Source organism: Bacillus sp. P4_E1 (genome assembly GCF_056401715.1).
On record NZ_JBFUIV010000049.1, the window covers coordinates 1 to 4,948 of the forward strand.

Annotated in this window: 3 protein-coding genes and 3 rRNA genes; 4 read left to right on the forward strand and 2 right to left on the reverse strand. The window is 34.9% G+C overall.

Annotated features, from left to right (window positions below; all coding sequences use genetic code 11):
• Window positions 1-82 (forward strand): 23S ribosomal RNA (locus AC1DS7_RS28555); the annotation flags it as partial.
• Between the two features lie 49 nt (window positions 83-131).
• Window positions 132-247 (forward strand): 5S ribosomal RNA (rrf, locus tag AC1DS7_RS28560).
• Between the two features lie 151 nt (window positions 248-398).
• Here the strand turns inward: rrf and AC1DS7_RS28565 are convergent.
• Window positions 399-857 (reverse strand): ASCH domain-containing protein, encoded by a 459-nt coding sequence (locus AC1DS7_RS28565; RefSeq protein WP_016103196.1) that lies wholly within the window; start codon window positions 855-857, stop codon window positions 399-401.
• A gap of 104 nt (window positions 858-961) precedes the next feature.
• Window positions 962-2,374, reverse strand: coding sequence for a MocR-like pyridoxine biosynthesis transcription factor PdxR (gene pdxR / locus AC1DS7_RS28570; protein ID WP_476999393.1), 1,413 nt, complete (start codon window positions 2,372-2,374; stop codon window positions 962-964).
• Between the two features lie 117 nt (window positions 2,375-2,491).
• On the opposite strand from pdxR, the gene AC1DS7_RS28575 reads away from it, so the two are divergent.
• Together AC1DS7_RS28575 and AC1DS7_RS28580 are read left to right on the forward strand one after the other, a co-directional pair.
• Window positions 2,492-3,451: a proline dehydrogenase family protein gene (locus AC1DS7_RS28575; protein ID WP_476999394.1), complete on the forward strand. Its 960-nt coding sequence runs from the start codon at window positions 2,492-2,494 to the stop codon at window positions 3,449-3,451.
• Between the two features lie 1,343 nt (window positions 3,452-4,794).
• Window positions 4,795-4,948 (forward strand): 16S ribosomal RNA (locus AC1DS7_RS28580); the annotation flags it as partial.

Genomic DNA, 4,948 nt, shown 5'->3' on the forward strand with positions numbered 1-4,948 from the left:
GATGATCAGGTTGATAGGTTCGAGGTGGAAGCATGGTGACATGTGGAGCTGACGAATACTAATAGATCGAGGACTTAACCATATAATATGAAGCAATGTTATCTAGTTTTGAAGGAATATACCTTCATCAGTTTGGTGATGATGGCAGAGAGGTCACACCCGTTCCCATACCGAACACGGAAGTTAAGCTCTCTAGCGCCGATGGTAGTTGGGACCTTGTCCCTGTGAGAGTAGGACGTCGCCAAGCAACTTTAAGACGAGTCAGAATGACTCGTCTTTTTTGTGTTTAATGAAATAAGCTTGTTATTAATGGCTCAAGGAATCCATTGATAACAAGCTTATTTGTTTAAAGATAAATGTATTTATCTAGTATGGACTTCCGGTAAAATCGTTATTTATCATAGCCTCACTTTGTTTTTTACATCGATAAGCTTAAAACGTTCGCAAACGAGCAGCATATCTTCAGAAAAACTAAGACCAAGTTCGCTTAGTTCCTTTGTAAAAAACTGAATATGGGTATCTCTCCAGTAACTATAGGTACGATCGCCTTCGCCTTCAGCGATAGCGAATTCTTCAGTCACTTCATTCATTGGCATTATAGTTACTTCTATTGTCTTAATAATAGCTACAGGTTCATCCTGACTATTGAGTACAATACTATAATCGTTAGTTGTTGGTAGTGGTTCATTTTCTAATTCATAAAAAATATGGCTGGAGCATGTTGCGGTCTTCACACCATCAATGACTAATTGAGCGAGATAATCAGGAGAATCACCAAATTGCCAAGCTGTAACAGATTCTGGTTTTTCATTGTTTCCCCAATAAGTATCCCAATATGATTGTGCTAATGGATTCATTTGTATATTTACCTCGCTTTAATTAATATTTTAGTCTCTTTATAATCCCTGGGAAATTTCCTTATTTGTTAGATTCTTTAATTTTGAGTTTTAAAGTCCATTTATTAACAAGAATATATATAAGGTATTGCCCTCTGTAGCCTGCTCACTCCTTCTTTTATTTCTTCAGTGGTTAAATGTCCATACCCCATAATAATTCGATTATGATGTTTTCCTTTTTCAATGGCGTGGTCTTCCACAGGATATACTTTAACCCCAAGTTGTTGGGTTTTCTCAAGTAATTCTTTGGTGAATTGAACTTGATTGAATTCAACAATCAGATGTAATCCTGTAGAATAACCGAAAATATTGATCTTATTTGAGAATGCTAATTTTAATTGCTGAATAAGGAAGTCTCTTCGATTTTTATAGATTTTTTTCATCTTCATAATATGCCGTTCCAAATAATCTTCGGCAATAAATTTAGCAAGGACAAGCTGATTTAAAGAAGATGTATGTAGATCTGAAAACCATTTTACCCTGCGACATTTTTCAATAAGGTGTGAGGGAAGAACTAAGTATCCCATCCTAAGGGCGGGTGATAAAATTTTACTAAATGAACCTATATATATAACACGCTCGGGATCCAATCCCTGTAATGAACTTACAGGTGAGCCTTCATATCGAAACTCACTGTCATAATCATCTTCAATGAGATAACAATTTGTTTTTCTTGAGTAGTTAATCAATTGAACCCGTCGTTGAATCGGTAACGCTCCTCCTAAAGGAAACTGATGAGAAGGAGTAGTGAAGATGAATTTTGGGTTTTTATTTGCAGGTAGCAAAGATGTATCCATCCCATTATCATCAACTGGTATAGGATAAAGGAAGGCTCCTGAATTTTTAAAAATTGTTTGAATGTCATTGGTGATGGGATCTTCTATTAGTACTTCGTCGCCTGTTGACAAAAGTAACTTAGAAACAAGTGTTAAAGCTTGCGTTGCACCGGAGGTAATTATCAATTGTTCTGGATGACAAAAAACTCCTCTTGTTTTTAGTAAATAGCGTGATAAAACCTTTCTTAATTCAGGACGCCCTTCGGGAATATCGTATCCAAACGTAGAAGGAGGTGTCTCATTCCATATGGTATGAGATAACTTTGCCCATCCCTTACGTGGAAATAAGTCTAATGCTGGTATCCCTGAACGAAAATTAATGATGTTACTGTCTTTGTTTATTTCTTCGCACCAAGATAAAGGATCAATTAGAGGTGATTTTTTATGTTGTTCTAAATAAGTCCCTTCTGCAATGAATGTCCCGGCGCCCTGTCGAGCGACCAAAAAACCTTCGGAAAATAATTGATCATAAGCTTCTAAAATTACATTCCTAGACACGCTTAACTCAGAAGATAATTCCCGTGTTGATGGTAGTTTTTCTCCAGATTGTAGCTCTCCGTTTAATATTCGTTCACGTATTTGGTGATAAACCTGTCGTATTAAACTTATATCTAACGATCGATCAATAGGTATCCAAAGCATATAAATGCTCCCTTCATCAAAAGTGGTACCATAAAAGTTTGGTTGAAATGGTACTAATATAAACCATTTTAGCATGCTATAGTTGGATCAAATGGTTCTAAAGGGGATGAAAATGTGATGACGAAACCAGAATTCCAAGTAGCTCAGGCATTTAAATCGATTGCACGAAATGAACATATAAAATCCTATGTACAACAATCCACTGAACTCTATGCGTTATTATTGCAAGCCGCGAAACGCTTTGTCACCGGAGAATCGAGACATGAGGGGATTATGACAGCAAAAGAACTAATTTCAAAAGGTTATCATACTTCACTAGAATACATAGGGGAAAATACTCTAGATATAGAGGAATGTTATAAAGCAAAAAATGAGTTTTGGAATCTTATTGGGGATATGGGTGCTCTATCTATGAAACAAACAGTATCACTCGATTTATCGCATATTGGATTATCTATAGATCCAGAAATATCTTATATTCATTTAATGGAGTTGGCAGAGAAGGCAAAAGTACATGGAACTACCCTTATGATAAGTATGGAAGAATCATCTAAAGCAGCAGACATTCTTTCCATCTATAAAAAAACAACTGAGCAATGTCCTAATGTAGGGATAACGATTCAGGCGCATTTATATCGCTCAAACAATGATATTCAAGAACTCCTACATTATCCAGGGAAAATACGAGTTGTAAAAGGTGCCTATCAAGAAGTTTCGGATATTGCTATACCTAGGTCAACTGACTTAAATCAACAGTATCTTCAGATCGTAGAACAACTAGTTGAAAATAACCATCCTGTATCTATAGCTACACATGATGAAATTCTTATTAAAGAAATGGAGCAACGTCAATATTTTAGTCAATCTAATGTAGAAATAGAAATGCTATATGGAATTCGTCCGGATATGTTAAGTGATTTGAAAAACAAAGGACATAATGCTAGGGTGTATTTGACTTATGGGGAAGAGTGGTACTTGTATTTATGCCATCGGATAGCTGAATGTCCGGAAAATTTATATCATGCAGTGATAGATATGATACATGCATCTTCAGTACAGCAGAGTAGGGAATATTAAATGTGAAAAATATTTTGGCTATGGTTAGTATGAGGGAGTTCAGTTGTAGCGAGTGAGTTAAATAATTTTGGTTGTGGCCCAAAAATAAGAGTCGGATTTTCCTTAGAGTAGAAATTCCGGCTCTTTTTATATTGAAATTTTTTTAGTTTATATTTGCGTTAAATGCGGACAGGACTCCTATAGGTGTTGAAAAGATTATGATTTACAATTGTACAGCCGTAGTATACCTTGTTGCAGAATTTGTTTTTGTGGGTGTTTTATATGTGTTGGTTTCTTATTGTTATGTATTCTTAGGTTTATCGCTAGAAATAAATGAATTTGTAATTCTATATGTATTTCAAAACGGGAGATATATAATAGAAACAATAAAATTACATACTTTGTTAGTAACTCGATTCGCTCTTCTAGCGGTAAAACGTAGGATAAACATCCTTAAATGTGATAAAAAGTAATAAAATATAAACAGAACAAGCGTTCCTTTCGGGTGTATTAGGTACGCTCGATCAATTGAGGTACGTATTTTCAATCCAGTATATGTGTTTAAAAAAGAAATGCTATTAATTGGTTCGGACCTCGAGTATATTTTATTTGTATATCTTAAATGTTTGTTAAGAGGATATAAAATTTATTACGACTAGGCCATATGGAAATGGATGCTGCTAAAGATGAAAGAGATATAAGTCTGCTATTTCAGTGACACAGGGATAGTTAGTAAATGTATTAGTATGTTTCTATATATTTACGAGTAAACAGGTAAGTAACCATTACTTCATATAAGGGAAACTCTATAACTAGAGTATTATATAAGAATTTCTGTATCGTTGTCTGTTATAAGAATACGTATATCTTCCATCGTTTCTAATAGAGTGCCTGGTAAACAAAGAGGTGTTAGGGAGTGTAATAACTTTTTAATTACATATTAGTATTTATTAAAATAAGGTTGTTAGTTTCGCTGGGGAAAAACTTCCGTACCAATTAAGTCTAGGGTATAAGTAAACTTGAATATATTTTGGAAGAAGAAATTAAAGTGAAGTCGAAGAGGCTTTTCGGATAATGCAATATTTATAGATTCTTCTCTAGATTAGAGAGTGTAAAAATATTAACTTGAATAACTTTATAAAAAGGTATTGACGATTATTATATAGAGGTGTAATATAGGACAAGTCGCCGATAGCAACAACGCAGAAAGCGACAAAAGAAAATGAAAAACTTAGTTGACATTGAAATATGAAAATGTTAACATAAGGGAGTCGCAAATGAGCGGCAAACAAGTTCTTTGAAAACTGAACGAAACAAACAACGTGAACGTCAATTTTTATTTTTAGATGCTAGACAAACTAACTTTATTGGAGAGTTTGATCCTGGCTCAGGATGAACGCTGGCGGCGTGCCTAATACATGCAAGTCGAGCGAATGGATTAAGAGCTTGCTCTTATGAAGTTAGCGGCGGACGGGTGAGTAACACGTGGGTAACCTACCCATAAGACTGGGATAACTC

Bases quoted from the DNA above. Each gene is read 5' to 3' on its own strand.
- AC1DS7_RS28575 (WP_476999394.1), top strand. From the start codon at position 2,492: ATGACGAAACCAGAATTCCAAGTAGCTCAGGCATTTAAATCGATTGCA.
- AC1DS7_RS28565 (WP_016103196.1), bottom strand. From the start codon at position 857: ATGAATCCATTAGCACAATCATATTGGGATACTTATTGGGGAAACAAT.
- pdxR (WP_476999393.1), bottom strand. From the start codon at position 2,374: ATGCTTTGGATACCTATTGATCGATCGTTAGATATAAGTTTAATACGA.